This window comes from Priestia aryabhattai B8W22 (assembly GCF_000956595.1).
GTDB lineage: Bacteria > Bacillota > Bacilli > Bacillales > Bacillaceae_H > Priestia > Priestia aryabhattai.
Map to the genome: position 1 here is coordinate 1 of NZ_JYOO01000020.1, position 17,008 is coordinate 17,008.

A 17,008-nucleotide genomic window follows, 5' to 3' on the forward strand; every position below is an offset into this window, starting at 1 on the left:
GTCTTTCTCTAATTTGAGAAAGACTTTTTTATTCTAGGTTGTGCAGGGAGTACTTTTATACGCAATAGAACTGATTGGGCGGAAGTCAAACAATCTATTGCAGAGGGAGTAAAACTCATATATGGGATCTGAGGATGCTTCATTGTATGTAAAAGAAACTAAAAGGTTATTATTTTTTTATTTATAGTGATATAAAACGTAGTCTATCCACTTCGTGGAGCAAATTTTGTTTTTCATCATATGCTAAATGTATGAACGAGAAGGAGGTGAAGTTTATGTTCTTTGGCGGTTATGGCGGAGGTTGTGGCTATGGTTATGGCGGCGGCTGCGGTTACGGCGGTGGCAGTGGTTTTGCTTTAATTATCGTGCTGTTTATCTTATTAATCATTATCGGCTGTGCTTGTTGGGGAGGATTTGGAGGTTGCTAATTATTAGCCTGCCTTTGTCTCTAACTTAAAAAAGTTAGCTTTATGCTAGCTTTTTTTCTTTGTTAAATTTGTACATGTCCAGTGATTACGCCTTATATCTCTCGTGTTAGCCAATGGTTTACAGCTTGTTACTAAACGTTTATGGGATTTTTTACATAAAAGAATTGAAGATACGATTCCTAAAGTGTGAAAGTTATTATACTCAGCATAAGAACCATGAATATTTAAAATAAGTTTAGTTGAAAATTCACCTCTTTGTTTTGGGAAAATCATGTAAAATAATGATAAGAGGAGGAATGGAAATGAATGGTACAGATGCGATAGTATTAAATATAAAAGAGATTAGAAGAAGAAGTATAAAGATTTGGCAAGCAATTCCTGATGATAAACTCGATTGGAAGCCAGATAAAGAAGCTATGACATGCGTAGAAATGGTTCGTCATGTCCTAGAGTCAGAATACTATTATCATCTAGCGATCAAAAATTTGGGCAGCTTAAAAGAATTTGATTCTCCTTTTGAAAAAAGACCCTTACAATCTATAAAGGATGAATTGGAGTTTGCAGCATCATACCACAAACAATTTTTAGACATGATTACTACTTTTTCTGAAGAAGATTTAACTAATATTCAAATAGACCGTTCAGATGTTGGGTATATTCGTTCTTTAGGGGATATGTTGATGCGGATAGGCTATCATGAATCCGTACATGCTGGGCAACTCTTACACTATTTGAGAATCATGGAGGTTGATCGACCTAGGATATGGGATTAAATCAATTAAATAATATGTATGTTATGGATAAAGTTAGTTACCGTAATGTCCTTATTTGCTAAAAAACATTTTTTGTATTTATAGAAAGCTCATTGTTTACAATCTGTGCTTTTTGCACGTGAATTTGTCCAAACATCGCTGCAATATCTGCTCGAATAGACTAGTCAATTAATTAGCTATAAGCAACTATACCAGGGGCTATCTCCATGGAAATAGCCCCTGCGATTTCTGGATCTTGAAAGCGTGCTCCGAATGGAATATCATCCAAACCTGCTTCTGAATGTTCAGGCGAGGTCGAGGGAAAGCTACTCCATTTTCTTTTAATAGCTTTTCTACATCTTTCATTCATTAGATTAATCAAATGAATGTTTTGGTGCTTATTCTCCATGCTTTAGTTTTTTTATATACCTTATTAAGTACTTTACAAAGATATCATCTCTTACTAACCAAGCGGCATAATTCCTTTTTAAAAAGATTTCTGCTTCCTTAAAGCTTTTAAATGTATGAATCGATAGCCCTTTGCTATTTTCAATTATCCATTCATCTTCATTCTGAAGAGAAACAAGGAACATATCATCATTTCGAGTTTCGTAGAGAGAACCAGATGAAGATTCTTTCAAATTATATCGGTTTCTTCTTGCATCCTCTCGCACAGGATCCAGATGAAATGTATCTGTTACAAACTCGTTATAAGCTTCATTAGTTAACGAACATCCAGCAGCTTTTGCGTGACCTCCGCCTCCATAGTGGCCAGCAACTTCTGATACATCCACATGATCATGAATGGTTCGAATGCTAATTCTTTTTCCTCCCATATTCAACATGGCGATGTAATCAAGGTGAGGATATTCTTTTCCTAATTCGTTTCCAAGTTCTGAATGATACGATTCAGCGTATACGATTCCTGCTAAATAGTCACCTATAGAGGTTTGCACCAGTTCTCGTCTTTTTCGACGAATATAACGTTCTACTTTATCTTCTTCCATATCTAATATCTTCTGTTCAAACTCGTCAAAAAAGAAGTGGTCACTGTTTTGAAGCCTGTTAACCATTTTGTCTTCAAACTCGTCAATCGATATTAAAAAGAAGAGAGCATTTAGCCTGTGTGCTTCTTGGTTGTTGTTCTTTTCCCATTCCCAAGTATCATACTGCCTTACTAGTTCTACAAATTGATCAACCGCATTGGAAGTCTGGATAAGTTCATTTTCTATAAGGTATTCATAAAACAAGGACGTTCCTGAGGCTAAGTTCCCTTCGTTATCTTCCACGACAACGTGTCCCCATTCATATTCGTTGAAATGAAGAGCTGTTTTATGATGATCAAGCAGCTGGACTTTTCCTCCTGTTTGATAAAACTCTTCAAGTCTTTTTTCATTCTCTTCGTTTACTGATAAATCCGTGATAAATAAATGTGTATTTCTTTCTTCATTTTCTAAAAACCACTCTACTTCACGGTTAAGCGATGCAATAGAGTTATAACGAATTTTTATTCTGTCTCCAAAAGCTAACTTTGCTAAAACTCCGCATCCAACTCCATCTAAATCCGTATGCGATAACAGCTTATACATATCTTTCACCTCGAAATTATTATGATACGAGAGAAAGATTTTTAACCACTGAGGCTTTAGATTGCTGGAGAGCACTATCGTAAAACTAATTTTTCTTTAGTTAGCTATGTTAACGTCCTAAGAGCATAGCATATAAAGCTTCTTTCCATTTGATCTACCTGAATACAAACTAAAGTGCTGCCTTAATTATATGTTTAAGGAAGAGCTTCTTCGTTTAAAAGTATTGTATGTAACAAGAAAACATCTTGGTTAAGCATAATGATATCTGTGGTATAAGAAAAACATTGGTTGTTTACATTCTTTTAAGAACAGAAAGGGGATAATATATGAAAACTTCTGCTGAAGCACAAAAGAGTTTCGTTCAAACACCATTAAAAGGGAAAAATATTTTATCGAGACCTTATCTAAACAAAGGGTCTGCATTTACAAAAAGAGAAAGAGAAGAACTCAAGTTGGATAGATTATTACCGCCCACCCTACTGACATTAGAAGAACAGGTACAGCGTGCTTATCAACAGTTTAAGAATGCATCAAAAGATCTGCAAAAAAATAATTTATTCACTCTTTTAACTACGGGTCTATTGTTAAGAAGGCTAGAATAGCGGGTACATACAAAGTAAGGAGAAAAGATCTTAATGAAGGAGGAAAGCTCTATGAGTAAAAGTATTATAGGTGTATATGAGTCGCCGGAAGAAACATTAACTAGAATTGAGGAATTAAGAATGACAGGGTATGAGGATAATGAAATTACAGTTCTAACTAATCAAGAGACCGCAGCGGGCAATCTAGCTTACAGAACGAATGTAAACGTGGATAAGCTGTCTGCTGCTGACCAAGATGAAGTCACTCATGAAGATATGACTGGAGGGGCCCAGCCGGATTCTTTTTTTGATAAATTAAAGAAATTTTTTGTGGTCCAAAATTACTCAAATGAAGAAGACCGCGCAACAAATTTAGGTATTCCCACGGAGGAGCTAACCTCTCATAAAAAAGATTTAGATGATGGAAAGTTTGTAATTGCTGTGACTTCGCATAAATTGAATGAAAAAGGGTTAGACCTAGAGTAATATATTTAATTTAAAAGTGGAATGAAAAGGCGGCTGTAGGCATTAGCTTACAGCCCCTTTTGAGATATAGAATTCATAAGAAAAATTCTTTACAAAGAAGATTATTTATGGCCATACTCTGCCTTTAAATATTTGCGTAAGTGAATTAGGGACAGTCAAACCCAAGGAATACGTAAATTCTTTGGGTTTTTTATAAGATTTTAAGATTAAATCTTTCTTTCACTTAGAAATATTAAAACGACAGTAGTGAGCATGTACGCATAGTGTCACAAGATTTAATGGTCTTTAAATGCCTAAAAATAATTTGTGCAAACGGTTGCATTGAATTGTTAGTTTATTATATAATGTTCAAATAAAAGTATTCTCATGATTTTAATAATTGGATTTTATGACACTTTTAAGAAGGTATAAGCGATAGTCAATCGCTTACGAATGAGCAGATAGTGGGGATTTTTACTTACTCAAACAGCATTTTTAGACCAGGACTATTAGTTATGCCGTATTCCAGAGGTAATCTAGCAAAATAGAAAACTGCCAGCCAAAGACACTAGTATTTACAGTATTCATCGTTGTTTTGAAAACGTTAACAACGAACGTTGTAGCAATTTACATCAGAACTCTATCTTTGCGCGGCTGTTAATTAAATCATAGGAGGCAGTTATGTTAGGAGAAAAAATCGTTGAAACCAGTGAAAAAAGCGTTCAGCCAAACTTACCTTATCTACCGATCAGTACCATATGGTTAATTAGTTTTGGATTTTTAGGTGTACAAATGGCATTCTCATTACAGAGTTCAAATATGGGACGCATATTTCAAACAATCGGTGCTGATCCAACTACATTAGGCTTTTTCTTTATTTTACCGCCGTTGGCTGGTTTAGTCGTTCAGCCCTTAGTTGGCTATTTTTCAGATCGTACGTGGATGCCAAGGCTTGGCCGTCGTATACCTTATCTACTGATTGGCGCAATTGTAGCCGTAATTGTTATGTGTTTGCTGCCAAACGCCGGCAGTTTTGGTTTTAGTGCGGTGGCTGCCATGACTTTTGGAGCTATCACTATTTTGTTTATGGACGTATCATCAAATGTAGCCATGCAGCCATTTAAGATGATGGTTGGAGACATGGTCAATGAAGAGCAAAAAGGTTTTGCCTATTCTATTCAAAGTTTTCTATCAAACAGCGGTGCTGTGCTAGCTTGTATTTTCCCTTTTGTGTTAACGGTATTAGGTGTATCAAATAGTGCACCAAAAGGAGTAGTACCGCAATCAGTTGTTATTTCATTTTATGTTGGAGCCGGTGTGTTAATTATTTGTAGTTTATTTACAATACTTAAAGTAAAAGAATATTCACCTGCAGAATTTGCAGCATACCACGGTATTACAGACGAAGCTACAAAAGAAAATGTAAACGTTTTTAAACTGCTTCGCAACGCTCCAAAGATTTTTTGGACGGTCACGCTTGTTCAATTTTTCTGCTGGATGGGCTTTCAATATTTATGGACGTACGGTACAGGTGCAGTCGCTGAAAACGTTTGGTATACGAATCAGCCGTCTAGCTCAGGCTATCAAGCAGCTGGCAATTGGTTCGGTATTTTATCAGCTGTACAGTCGGTTGCCGCAGTCATTTGGTCGCTGGTTTTGTCCCGCGTAGCCAACAACGAACGTAAGCCAGCGTATGCTTTTAGTTTACTGCTAGGCGGTATTGGTTTTGGATCTGTCTTTTTTATTCACAATCAATGGATGCTGATTGCTTCATTTATTTTAATTGGTATCGCTTGGGCTGCGATGATGACGTTTCCGTTTACAATGCTTACCAACGCCCTGTCAGGAAAGAATATGGGAACATATCTAGGATTATTTAATGGAAGTATTTGTTTACCGCAAATTATAGCTTCTTGCTTGAGTTTTGCTTTGTTCCCAATAATCGGATCTTCTATGCCAGGCATGATTTTAATCTCAGGTATTTTACTTGTTACGGGAGCAGCGTCTGTTTCAATTATTAAGGAAACATACTCAAAGTAATCAGCAGCTGTGCGCGTGGTAAAAGAGTAACGTGGTTTCTTACGTTCTTTGTCTTCAAACTGTTGACTCAAACCTATAAGAATCTTATTTTTAAGTCTATTATCATGATAAAATGTAAACGAATTCAATCTGGTGGGAATTTTGATAACAAGAATGGAGAATGAATCAATGAAAACTGAAAAAGAAAAAATGATTGATGGCGAGCTGTATTTTCCAGCAGACCAAGAATTAGTAAAGGACCGAGAATCTGCAAGACGGCTTGTTCGTTTGTTTAATAATACAGACGAGACAGATTATGAAAAGCGTACAAAGCTATTAAAGGAACTATTGGGTTCAACGGGAGAACGTCTCTACCTTGAATCTAACTTTCGATGCGACTACGGATACAATATCCACGTAGGAGAAAATTTTTATGCGAACTTTGACTGCACACTTTTAGATGGGGGACGAATTACAATAGGGAAGAACTGCATGATGGCACCGGGCGTACATATTTATACGAATACTCATCCTGTGAATGCAGAACAGCGAATTACAGAAGTTGAATATACCAAGCCCGTCACGATTGGAGATAATGTATGGATTGGAGGACGAGCTGTCATCAATCCAGGCGTTACAATTGGACATAATGTTGTAATCGCTTCCGGAGCTGTTGTGATAAAAAATGTTCCAGATAATGTAGTAGTGGGAGGGAACCCCGCAAAGATTATAAAAAAGTTGGATTAGTTTTTACTAGCTGAACATCGTTTATAAAGTAACTAGAAAATAAAGTATTGCTTTATAAATAAAGGGAAATTCGTACGATCGGTGTTTCCAATTTCTATCCGGATCGTTTAGTTGATTTAATTCTAAATAATGAAGTTGTTCCGGCTGTAAATCAAGTGGAAAACCATCCGTTCTTTCAACAGAAAGCTGCAAAGGAAGTGATGGAAGAATACGGTGTGCAAATACAAGCATGGGGACCATTTGCAGAAGGTCAGAATAATATCTTCCAAAATGAATTACTTGCCGGTATTGGAGAGAAATATGGAAAAACAGAGTAGCACAAGTTATTTTGCGCTGACATATTCAACGTGGAGTAGTTACCATTCCAAAATCTGTTCATAAAGAACGTATCGCTGAAAACTTTAACATCTGGGATTTTACGTTAAGTAATGAAGACATGGCAGCAATTACTGCTATGGACAGTGGGAAAAGTGAAATCATTGATCATTTTATCGCCGATACGGCTAAGACTTTAAATGGATGGAAGGTTCATAAATAATGAAATACTTGCATCACCTAAGCAGTGAGATTTTTGATAGTAATCTACTTAAAACAGTCATAAAATTGACTGTTTTTATTATTGGAAAATGTAAAATAACGGTTACTTTTTTCTTAAACTTATTACAAAAAATCAAACGAAATTGATCCATTTCTATCAATTGCGGCAGAAACTGTTAAATTTTATCTAAAAAAGTGATATTCTTACAGTGATTCAATCAATATACTTTCAAAGCTATTTGTGGATTTAGTTTTTACAGTATAAAAAATATTGAGAACCATGATTACTGTATCACTCTGAGACTAAGGATGAGCAATGTATGAACAAACTTACAATACCAGCCATATTAGTTATCTTCGCTTTATGGGTCTTATTACAATTGGCTTTAGACGGTAATATCTTTAAAAACTCGCTAAATTATTTTATCTTAATTACCGTTTTCTTTTTATTTATCAAGCAAGCAAAAGAAAAATAGCCGAGAATGATCGCTGCTGAGTAGTCTATAGTTATAGGCTACTTTTTCTTTTGGTACATTAAAAATAATTCTATCTACAAGCTCCTTTTAAAAAGAAGGTTGAAACTTTCTTTTTAAAAAACACTTTATTTAATTATTATCAATCTAGGTTTAAAACTTCATTACGAGTGTAAAAATGGTTAAAATTCAAAAAAATATTAAACAGTACCTTGCAATAAACAATAGCTGGTGATATATTGTAATTATTAGGAAGTTATTATAAATCAGTACTATACAATAAACAGTAGTGGGCTGTGGAAAGAAAAGGGTGAAGAACAGTGAACGTACAATTTAAAAAAGGAGTTTTAGAGCTTTGTGTCCTTGTGTTACTTGATAAGAAAGACCGCTATGGATATGAATTAGTTCAAAAAATCTCTGATCAAATTGAAATATCAGAAGGGTCGGTATATCCTCTTCTGCGCCGGTTAACAAAAGAAGAATATTTTACAACGTATTTAAAGGAATCTACAGAAGGTCCTTCAAGGAAATATTATCAGCTTACCGATAAAGGCAGGGAGTATTTATACGAACTTATCGATGAATGGAATGAGTTTTCAAGAGGTGTTAATCAATTAATTAAAGAAGGTGTGAACAATGTCGAAGAGTAAATTTTTACAGCAATTAAATGAATCCTTAAAACCATTGTCCTCAAAAGAACGGGCAGATATTTTACAAGATTATGAAGAACATTTTTCGATTGGCTTAGAAGAAGGAAAAACAGAAGAAGAAATTGTAACATCGCTAGGTTCTCCGAATCAAATAGCTAAAGAATTGCTGGCAGACTATCACGTTGAGCAAGCAACAGCTAAGGCAACAACTCAAAATATTTTGAGAGCTACTTGGGCCGTAATTGGTTTAGCTTTTTTTAATGTAGTAATTGTGCTTGGGCCTGCCGTTGCATTAGCTGGCTTTATTCTGTCAGCTTGGGCAATAGGTATATGTTTCTTGCTATCTCCTATTCTAGTTCTTGGTGAGGCTATTGTACATTTGAGCGGCTTTTTTCTCTTTAATTTATTTATGTCTTTAGCATTTTGCGGCCTTGGATATTTTATTATGTTAGGTATGTTAGTTGTAACGAAGCTAGTTATAAAAGGCTTTGTACGTTATCTAAAATACAATGTATCACTTGTGAAAGGCGGTTTAAAACGTGTTGAATAAAAAGAAACTCTCCGTTCTTGCGGGCATTCTCATCATCGTGGGTATTATAGGAAGTCTCCTTACTTATCGTGCGATTGATCCTGAACCTATTTCAAAAGAAAAAGTCATTAACAGCAATCAAGTATCAAAGGTAAACATCGATACGGATAATACTCGTGTTCATGTGTACCCTATCAAAGGCAGTGATATCAAAGTAACGTTAAAAGGCGAAACATCTTCTAATATAAAAAAAGACTTCACTACTGATGTTAAAAATTCAACACTTTTCATCTCTTATAATGAACAGCAGCGCAGCTGGATCAATTTTGATATTGTTAGTGTATTAAAGCCGCTATCTATCAACGTTTATCTGCCTGAAAAGCAGTATAATTCATTGGGGGTTTCCAGTAGCAATGGATATGTGTCTGTTAAAAAATTACGCGCAGAAGATGTCTCCATTCGCGCGAACAATGGACGTGTAGAATTAGAGAACATTGATTCAAAAAACCTGAACACCAGCGTACACAATGGACTTACAAGCATAAAGAATGCTGCAGCAAAAACGATTCAAACGAAAGCAAATAACGGGAAAATTACGCTGAGTAACGTGGAAGGCAGTTTAAAAGGTGAAACCCATAACGGAAGCATCGCTCTTGAAACAGCAGAACTTGATCGAAATATAGACTTTAAAACGCACAATGGAAAGATTAAGATTACAACGAAAAAAGAACCGAGTAACGTTCAATTTAACGTTTCTGTCGACAACGGAAAAGTAGATATCTTGAATAAATATGATAGGGACTCTGTTATTGGGGAAGGAAAGAATATCATTAAACTAGCTACTCATAATGGCAGTATTTCAGTAGTAAAGTAACTATTTATTATAACTAAATTAAAAAGGTTTCACTCACTGAACGTTGATGAGTGGAACCTTTTTTCGTTTAGTTTATGCGCCTGTAGTAATGGTAACTGATAATGAGCTGTATACAATCCTCTCTCGGTTAACGCGTTTTTTAGTAGGGGAGGTCTACAAAAAATATATCTTCTTTTATCTTTTCTTCAAAAAAGGAATATTTCTTTAAATAAAACGATACTATTTTCTGATACAACCTATCTATCTCCCCAGCAGGAATGTTCTTCGCTATACCTATTAACCACTATCAGAAAGGAGCAAAAATAAATGAAACGAAATGTTGCCTACGGTTTGTTACTAACAGTATCTTTAGTATTTGCGTTTTTTTTAATTGTTGATTGGCGCCAATACGAAAATGGGTTAGAACATGCTATTGAACCTGCTGATAAGAACTATGAAAACAGCGAAAACTATGTTTCTGACGAACGTATGATAAATGTAATTGTAAAGCTAACGGAAGAAAGTCCTGCAACATTTGGAACGAGATTAAAAAGTGCGCAAAGAATAGATGAGAAACGTGTCCATGTGAATACCAATAAGCTAGAGGGCATTATCGAGCTAAAAGATATAGAAGGTAAGACCTTGGTATGGCGTGTGCTAGACGCCACATCCCATCATTTAATTATAGAAAGCAAGAACTGGGGAAATGAATAAGGGACCTGCTGATGTTTTTTCTTATAAAAACAGGCTGAGACAAAACTATGCTAGTGGTGTCTCAGCCTGTTATACTTTTGTTACCAATTGTTCTTAAAGCACCAAAATAGAAGAGGAAAGATATTTTTAATTAATACTCATTAAAATATTCTTGAATCTTTTTAGGGTCCTTTGTTTTCGTTAAAGCAAGCATTAAAAGAATACGGGCTTTTTGTGGGTTTAGCGAATCAGAGGTAACAAACGTATCTTTATCATCTGACTTTTCATGTGTCACAACTCCGCTTCCTACCCGGCTAGATCTAACAATAACTACGCCTTTTTTTACCGCATCTCTAGCACCTGTTAGAGCAGCATCGGAGAGCAGTCCATTTCCTGCTCCTGCAACGACTATTCCTTTTGCTCCAGCTTTTACGGCTGTATCATAAAAATTCCTAGAATCGTTTTGATACCCGTATATGATGTCTACTTGAGGAAGCTTATCTAATTTTGATACATCGAATATTGATTGTGTTGTATGCTTGCGAGTTGGTTTGTTATAAAATATTACCTTATCTCCAGCTATTTCTCCTACATATCCCTGTTCGTGAGATTTAAACGTATCCACTGCCGTTGTATGTGTTTTTGTTATATAACGAGCTGCGCCAATTCGATCGTTAAGCGCTACTAAAACGCCGATATTTCGTGCGTCTTTTGTAGAAGCAATTTTTACTGCATTATACAAGTTTAGCGGTCCATCTGCACTTATAGCGGTAGCTGGTCTCATTGAACCAACTACAACCACAGGTTTGTCACTCTTTACTACTAGGTTTAGAAAATAAGCCGTTTCCTCCATCGTATCAGATCCGTGCGTCACGACAATTCCATCAACATCCTTAGAAGCTAATAGTGTATTAATTCGCTTCGCTAGCTTTAACAAAATGCTGTTATCTATATTTTGACTTCCTATATTTACGACTTGTTCTCCGCTTACATTCGCTATTTTTTTTAACTGAGGAACAGCTTTGATAATTGTTTTAATGTTAAGAGCTCCTGATTCATATCCTGTTGTGTCTGTGCTGCTTTCAGAAGAGCCTGCAATCGTACCTCCAGTGGCCAAAATCTTTATATTGGGCTGTTCTTCTTTCACTGAATGTTTTACAGTCATTTTAGAATCATTTACCGATGCATTGACCAATGATAAAGGTCCCAAAAATAAGATAACGCTTGATAAAAAAGTGAGGCCTATTATTTTTTTCAGTTTCATCTTTGTTTAGCTCCTTTTGTTGAAAATACATGTAATGGTATTATTGATGATTTAAATTTAAAATATCCAATCATTTGTCCACATGAAGAATAAATAGATAAATGAATTATTTTTATAAGATACTTTACTATTTGTTTACTATCAAACGGATTATAAGAACGGGAAACCCTTAATAAAAAATGTGCAAACCATTTAAATATGTTAAGATTGATTCTATCATTTACATAACTTATAGAAGAAGCTCGTCAAAAAGAAGCCTTTGCTATGATTAGCAAAGGCTTCTTTTTGGCGAGAATTATGATGAATATGACTAGCTTAAAAGAAATGCACCGAATACTGCTTTTTTTATTTCTACCTGTCAATATTAGGAGTCCTAAAAGCTAACTCACAGTAGAAGATAAATCAAATACATTTTTAAAGCCATCACTAAAGAAATAGATGCCCTTCTTAATTTCCACCTTTAGGAAGGGTACGTCTATTTATGATATAACCTACATAAAAAAATGCTTAGTACTTTAACTCAATATCACTCACGCAAAAGCTTATTTACTGCATCTTTTAACTTTCCATAAGTTTTCAATTTGCTCATATCTATTCCTAATTGAACGGCAGTTAAGGCTATTTCCGGACGGATACCTGTGATGGTTGTATCAATTCCAAGTAGGTCCAACATCTTTATAACTTGAAATAATTCATTGGTCATCATAGTATCAATCGAAGGTGCACCTGATAAGTCAATAATTAAGCAAGACAGATCAAGTTCTTTTGCTTGCAGCATAACTTTCTTCGCAAAATCACTATTCTTATAATCATCAACCTGACCAATGAGAGGCAGCACGCCCACTGTATCGGAAATGCTAATAACAGGCGTACTAAGCTCAGAAATTAGCATTTTTTGAGCTTGAGACTGTGCTTCTGAAACTTGTCCATAATAAAGGGTGAAAAGTTCTATCATCCGATCAAATGCTTCATTCACTATTTTATTCCATGAAAAAAGCTCTTCGCATGTAATGCTAGATGAATGAAGGTGAAAAAATGATTCAATCCGTTTAAAAAAGATTAAACGAAACTTTTTAAAATGATGAATACTATGATACAGAGAATCGCCTCTCTGAGCCCTTTTTGTGGCAACTTCCTGTGCCCAATCACTAAGAGTATCCAATGACTCTCCTATAAGAACTTTTACAATTTTACAAGTAAAGTATCGATTTTGTACTCGAAGATATTCGGTTGTTTCGGAGGAAGCATCAGCGGTGTAGATCGAATCCTTTTCTACTTCCCGCGAGTCTAGCCATTCTTGAGACATTTCATCAATATGTTCTAGTAAAAAGTCATGTAGTTTTTCTGTCATTTCATGCATAACATGTTCTCCTTTACTGTTATCTAACGTTCCGTTTCCCGGTTTATTTATATGAAAAACTTCCACTTATTTACGTATGTAGGTTTTAACAGCTGGCTTCATGCTGAAGAGATTTCTTTTAAGGAACGATCAAATAAAACAAGTTAATTTCATCCCAATTAAAACATTATAGATAAACAAGGCCGATGTATAGCTGAGACGAGATTCATCAATATGCTAGAGCATTTAAATTAAAACATAGGCTGATGTTAAGTGGACTGGTGGATGTTCGTTTTATTTAAAAAAGCTACTCGTTTGAGTAGCTTTTTTTAAAACATATACTTAAAGGAATATAAGGAATTACGATTCCTGTGTTCTTAGTGTGCTCACAAACTTAAGTTTTCCTATTTACTTCTTCCCTTTTGCGAACATTCTATTTATGATCACGATGTTCGCCGTATAAAGATTTATCATAAACAGAGTCACCTTTCGCAAAAGGAGAATCTTCTCTATTTTCTAAGAACGGGTTTGTTTTTGTTTCTCTATTGGTTCTTACTAACAACAATACTTTTCCTTTTTGCAAATCATCTGCATAAGGTCCTGCTTCTGTAAGAGGAACGCCTAAGTTAATTAAACGCTTTTCTACTCTTGCTTTATCCCTAAGAGTGTCTTTAGGGTGATCGGACGAAAACATATGCTTAATTTTATCCATAATCGACTCATCTTGATGAATTTGATCCGTGGTTTCAATCTTCTTTATGTCAATTCCTTCTTTGTTTTCTACTTCTAAATAGTTCTCTTCATCGATATCTTTGCTGGTGACCAGAGAGAGGTCACTCTCTTGAAATCCTTGTGTTTTTAGATGTTGAATAGCCGTTACGATCGCTTCTTCATTATCATATGTGCCTATCACATTTTTTGTCATGAGTAGTTCCTCCTTCTAGTATAGAAAATGGTTTATATAAATGAATTCATTTATGCTACTTGTAATACCCTAGAGTATTTTTCTGAAACATTTAAAAAATTAGATAATTTCTGTTTAAATGGAAATGAGCTGGGAATATAGTTGACAAGCCAAAAAAATTTAAGGAGGAATTCAACATGGCAAAAAATAAAGAAAATGAAAAAATGAGCAGAGAAGAAGCTGGACGAAAAGGTGGAGAAACTACGTCTAAAAATCATGATAAAGAGTTTTTCCAAGAGATTGGAGAAAAGGGTGGAAAAGCCACATCTAAGAATCAAAACAAAGAGTTTTTCAGAGAAATAGGTGAAAAAGGCGGAAAAGCCAGCAATAAAAATTCGAACAGTTAAAAAGCTAGAAAAACAGCCTGCGCAGGCGGTAAATTACACGATTAAACTCTTTAAATATATACGATCATAAGGAGGAATTGAGACATGACAAAAAAATTAGCTATGCACGAGACGCTAGAAGTTCATGAAATCTTAACGCTTAAAACGTCGTGTGTAACAAAAGGCACAGCAATGCTGGAATTGGTAGAGGACGAAAAATTAAAAAAGATTTTGGAAGAAGATGTCCAAACGTCTACTGAAGCAATTAATGAATTGAAAAAAATCTTAAAGAAAGCTCAATAAACAGGAGGGATTTAGGAATGGCTGCTAAAAGTACGCTTAATAAAACATTAGACGATCTTGCTATTGCAACTGATTTGTTATTATCAGCGAAAAACGGTGTGCGAACATATGCTGTAGCTCTTACCGAAACAGCAACACCAGAAGTACGCAAAGTATTAAAAAAACAATTAGACGAAGCTATTGAGCTTCATGAAAAGATCGCTCAATATATGATTGATAATGAAATGTATCATGCTTATGATGTTGAAGAGCAAGTAAATCACGATTTAAAAAAGGCAAATAAAGCGTTAGAATTAGCAAAAGGTTAAAATCAATATTGGTAGATATATAAATAAAAAAGAGAGAGTCTAATTCAAATAGACCCTCTCTTTTTTATTTGTATAAGATTTGGGACTCAAGACTTTTTGAATGGAGGTTATAAAATAATATAAGTTCACATAGCGAAGGCTGTGTTCCTCATTAAGTATGAACTCTCAATAAATGGAAATCCTAGTAACGCTACTATTAAAATATTGAGTGGAGGTCTTAATGTGACTCATAATGAACGCAAGGGAGAACAGCTTCCGCAGGAGCCTGAACCATACTGGAGAGATTTTATTGATTTGCCGGAGTTTCCTGTTCTAGATAATGACATAGAGGTAGATGTTGTGGTGGTAGGAGGCGGGATTACAGGCCTTACTTCTGCTTATCTTTTAGTCAACGAAGGTCTAAAGGTAGCCGTTTTAGAAGCAGGAAGACTATTGAATGGCACAACGGGACATACGACAGCAAAAGTTACTGCCCAGCACGATTTGATCTACGATGAGTTTATTCGGAATTTTGGCAGAAGCAAGGCAAGGTTATACTATGAGGCTAATACAGATGCCTTGAACTTTATTAAGCAAACAGTTGAAGATCATCAAATTGATTGTGATTTTCTCATGCAAGATGCCTACATATATGCTACTACTGATGAGTATGCTGCAAAACTTGAAAAAGAGGCAGAAGCTTATAAAGAACTTAATATTAATGGTGAATTGGTTGATCATATTCCTTTTAACATAGAAATTAAAAAAGCCCTTGTGATGACAGACCAGGCACAGTTCCATCCCATTAAATATCTAGTTCACCTCGTTCAAGCTATTAAACAAAAAGGCGGACTTATTTTTGAACATACAACGGCAGTGAATATTGAATCTGGAGATAAGCAAACAGTTCTTACACGAGAAGGTATACGTGTTACAGGCAGCTACGTTCTTTCTTGCTCGCATTTTCCTTTTTATGAAGGGCTGGGACTTTATTCTGCCAGAATGCACGCTGACCGCTCCTATATCCTTGCTGTTAAAGGCAAAGAACCTTATCCAGGTGGAATGTATATTAGCGCTGATCAACCGACACGTTCCTTGCGCTCTGCAGTCATTAACGGTGAGGAAATGATTCTTGTGGCGGGAGAAAGCCATCAAACCGGTCAAGGAAAAGATACAATGGAACATTATAAAGCGCTAAAGAATTTTGGTGAACAAGTTTTCGACATAGAAAATACTGTGTATCGCTGGTCAGCACAAGATTTAGTCACGCTTGATAAACTTCCTTACATTGGAGAACTTACCTCTAGTCAACCTAATATACTCGTCGCTACTGGTTATAGAAAATGGGGAATGACAAATGGAACAGCAGCGGCACTCTTATTCAGAGACATAATTCTAGGCAAAAAGAACGCTTACCAACATTTGTATTCGCCATCGCGTTTTTACGCAAACCCCAGCTTGAAAAATTTTTTAGTAGAAAATGCTGATGTTGTAAGCCATCTTATCAAAGGGAAACTTGAAATCTCTGATGTAAGAGCTGAAGATCTATCTAATGATGAAGGGGCGGTAATCACGGTTAGAGGCCATCGAAAGGGAGCCTATAAAGATCAAGAAGGAAAAATCCACATTGTAGATACAACCTGTACTCACATTGGCTGCGAAGTCGAATGGAACAGCGGAGAACGGTCCTGGGATTGCCCTTGCCACGGATCTAGATTTTCTTATACAGGAGAAGTTATAGAAGGTCCAGCGGAAAAGCCCCTGCAGAAATATGATTACACCATGCTCGATAATTTTACCTCAGAGGATTCTGGCTATTAAAGACTTTCTTCCTGTATAAAAATTATTTAAATCGACAAGCTAGTACCGCGAGCCCTCAGTTGGAGTTGAAATTCCGTACTGCAGGGTTCTTTTACTGCTTTCCTATATGCATGATAACCATGAACTATAATTTCTTGTATGTAACTCCCCTATAATCTAACTCCTTATATAATATAGTAAATATGACATGCTTTTTTCCATTTTTAACTTACATCTATTATATGTTTTTATTCCTCACAATCAGCAGAAACTCATACAAAATAAACATTTTTCTGCCAGTTATAATAAAAAGCCTGTGAACAAAAAATTGTTCATTTTTCCCAAACATTTTTCTTCAAGGAACAGACAATTATAAACAAGTACGTTCTATCTATTTTAAGGAGGTTTT

At 35.5% G+C, this 17,008-nt stretch carries 18 protein-coding genes and 2 pseudogenes; 16 read left to right on the forward strand and 4 right to left on the reverse strand.

The window, feature by feature from the left end; genetic code table 11:
• Positions 1–275: 275 nt before the first annotated feature.
• Both N178_RS15950 and N178_RS15955 read left to right on the forward strand, forming a co-directional pair.
• Positions 276–428, forward strand: a complete 153-nt coding sequence (locus N178_RS15950; protein ID WP_013058439.1) for a YjcZ family sporulation protein — start codon at positions 276–278, stop codon at positions 426–428.
• A 302-nt stretch (positions 429–730) separates the two neighbouring features.
• A complete protein-coding gene (locus N178_RS15955; RefSeq protein WP_045293422.1) occupies positions 731–1,201 on the forward strand; it encodes a DinB family protein in 471 nt (156 codons plus the stop codon).
• A 377-nt stretch (positions 1,202–1,578) separates the two neighbouring features.
• On the opposite strand, the gene N178_RS15965 is transcribed toward N178_RS15955, so the two are convergent.
• Complete coding sequence (locus tag N178_RS15965; RefSeq protein WP_045293424.1) at positions 1,579–2,769, reverse strand: DHH family phosphoesterase; 1,191 nt, start codon at positions 2,767–2,769, stop codon at positions 1,579–1,581.
• A 326-nt stretch (positions 2,770–3,095) separates the two neighbouring features.
• On the opposite strand from N178_RS15965, the gene N178_RS15970 reads away from it, so the two are divergent.
• From N178_RS15970 to N178_RS16015, 10 genes and pseudogenes are all read left to right on the forward strand, one after another.
• Entirely contained in the window at positions 3,096–3,371 is a 276-nt protein-coding gene (locus tag N178_RS15970) for a hypothetical protein (protein ID WP_045293426.1), read from the forward strand.
• Between the two features lie 51 nt (positions 3,372–3,422).
• Entirely contained in the window at positions 3,423–3,836 is a 414-nt protein-coding gene (locus tag N178_RS15975) for a general stress protein (RefSeq protein WP_045293428.1), read from the forward strand.
• 660 nt (positions 3,837–4,496) lie between these two features.
• Positions 4,497–5,855: an SLC45 family MFS transporter gene (locus N178_RS15980; RefSeq protein ID WP_045293429.1), complete on the forward strand. Its 1,359-nt coding sequence runs from the start codon at positions 4,497–4,499 to the stop codon at positions 5,853–5,855.
• A gap of 168 nt (positions 5,856–6,023) precedes the next feature.
• Positions 6,024–6,581, forward strand: a complete 558-nt coding sequence (locus N178_RS15985; protein ID WP_045293431.1) for a sugar O-acetyltransferase — start codon at positions 6,024–6,026, stop codon at positions 6,579–6,581.
• 65 nt (positions 6,582–6,646) lie between these two features.
• Positions 6,647–7,119, forward strand: a pseudogene (locus N178_RS27315) (aldo/keto reductase); the annotation flags it as partial.
• Positions 7,120–7,438: 319 nt separating this feature from the next.
• Positions 7,439–7,594 carry a hypothetical protein gene (locus N178_RS27095; protein ID WP_045293432.1) on the forward strand — a complete coding sequence of 52 codons (156 nt, stop codon included), beginning with the start codon at positions 7,439–7,441 and terminating at the stop codon, positions 7,592–7,594.
• A gap of 317 nt (positions 7,595–7,911) precedes the next feature.
• Positions 7,912–8,241, forward strand: a complete 330-nt coding sequence (locus tag N178_RS16000) for a PadR family transcriptional regulator (RefSeq protein ID WP_033580026.1) — start codon at positions 7,912–7,914, stop codon at positions 8,239–8,241.
• Positions 8,228–8,791: an HAAS signaling domain-containing protein gene (locus tag N178_RS16005; protein WP_045293558.1), complete on the forward strand. Its 564-nt coding sequence runs from the start codon at positions 8,228–8,230 to the stop codon at positions 8,789–8,791. Before N178_RS16000 ends, N178_RS16005 begins: the two co-directional genes overlap by 14 nt.
• Entirely contained in the window at positions 8,781–9,644 is an 864-nt protein-coding gene (locus N178_RS16010) for a DUF4097 family beta strand repeat-containing protein (RefSeq protein WP_045293435.1), read from the forward strand. The genes N178_RS16005 and N178_RS16010 overlap by 11 nt, the downstream gene beginning before the upstream one ends.
• A gap of 306 nt (positions 9,645–9,950) precedes the next feature.
• Positions 9,951–10,337 carry a hypothetical protein gene (locus N178_RS16015; RefSeq protein ID WP_045293437.1) on the forward strand — a complete coding sequence of 129 codons (387 nt, stop codon included), beginning with the start codon at positions 9,951–9,953 and terminating at the stop codon, positions 10,335–10,337.
• A 130-nt stretch (positions 10,338–10,467) separates the two neighbouring features.
• Here the strand turns inward: N178_RS16015 and N178_RS16020 are convergent, their stop codons facing one another.
• The 3 genes from N178_RS16020 to N178_RS16030 all read right to left on the reverse strand — a co-directional run bounded on the left by N178_RS16020 (position 10,468) and on the right by N178_RS16030 (position 13,844).
• Positions 10,468–11,580 (reverse strand): type II asparaginase, encoded by a 1,113-nt coding sequence (locus N178_RS16020; protein ID WP_045293439.1) that lies wholly within the window; start codon positions 11,578–11,580, stop codon positions 10,468–10,470.
• Positions 11,581–12,106: 526 nt separating this feature from the next.
• Entirely contained in the window at positions 12,107–12,940 is an 834-nt protein-coding gene (locus N178_RS16025; RefSeq protein WP_045293440.1) for an STAS domain-containing protein, read from the reverse strand.
• 412 nt (positions 12,941–13,352) lie between these two features.
• Positions 13,353–13,844, reverse strand: coding sequence for a general stress protein (locus N178_RS16030; RefSeq protein WP_237758495.1), 492 nt, complete (start codon positions 13,842–13,844; stop codon positions 13,353–13,355).
• Positions 13,845–14,020: 176 nt separating this feature from the next.
• On the opposite strand from N178_RS16030, the pseudogene N178_RS16035 reads away from it, so the two are divergent.
• The 4 genes and pseudogenes from N178_RS16035 to N178_RS16050 all read left to right on the forward strand — a co-directional run.
• Positions 14,021–14,218, forward strand: a pseudogene (locus tag N178_RS16035) (KGG domain-containing protein); the annotation flags it as partial.
• Positions 14,219–14,314: 96 nt separating this feature from the next.
• Positions 14,315–14,512 (forward strand): hypothetical protein, encoded by a 198-nt coding sequence (locus N178_RS16040; protein WP_045293443.1) that lies wholly within the window; start codon positions 14,315–14,317, stop codon positions 14,510–14,512.
• A 17-nt stretch (positions 14,513–14,529) separates the two neighbouring features.
• Positions 14,530–14,820 carry a spore coat protein gene (locus tag N178_RS16045; protein WP_045293445.1) on the forward strand — a complete coding sequence of 97 codons (291 nt, stop codon included), beginning with the start codon at positions 14,530–14,532 and terminating at the stop codon, positions 14,818–14,820.
• 222 nt (positions 14,821–15,042) lie between these two features.
• A complete protein-coding gene (locus N178_RS16050; RefSeq protein ID WP_045293447.1) occupies positions 15,043–16,620 on the forward strand; it encodes an FAD-dependent oxidoreductase in 1,578 nt (525 codons plus the stop codon).
• Positions 16,621–17,008: the final 388 nt, after the last annotated feature.